The organism is Vibrio sp. 811 (assembly GCF_033339195.1).
Genome location: NZ_JAWOUB010001028.1, coordinates 1 through 501, shown reverse-complemented (window position 1 = coordinate 501; position 501 = coordinate 1). Strand labels below are relative to the sequence as shown.

Below are 501 nucleotides of genomic sequence, written 5' to 3'. Positions count from 1 at the left end.
CGATTCTAAACCAAGACAAAATGCGTCAAGCAGGAATTAACCGCGCCGATTTCGCTTTCGCGCTAAAACGCGCATCAGACGGCATGCCGCTCGGACAAATGAACCTGAATGATGAGCTGATTCCAATTCAGTTACGTGGCACATCACAAAACATGGCGTCACTAGAAACGCTACCTGTGCGCTCTCTACTTGGCTTTAACAGCGTTCCACTTGGTCAAGTGGTGGATGGATTCGAACTGGTCACCGAAGAGAGCATGATTTGGCGACGAGACCGCGTGAAAACCATCACGGTTCAAGCGGGTGTGAGCCGAGACTCCACACCAGCAAATGTAAGAAATGCCATTAAAGATCAGGTTGAAGCTATCCAACTTCCGGCGGGTTACAGCATGGAATGGGGTGGAGAATATTACGATGAAGACAAAGCGGTCACCGACATCATGAAGCAGCAACCAAAAGCAATGCTGATCATGGTGATCATTTTAGTCGCGATGTTCAACGGCT

1 protein-coding gene is annotated in these 501 nt (G+C 48.9%); it reads left to right on the top strand.

What is annotated here, in order from left to right; translation table 11 throughout:
* On the top strand, positions 1-501 hold a 501-nt coding region (locus R7Q46_RS30720), incomplete at both ends, for an efflux RND transporter permease subunit (protein ID WP_318078782.1).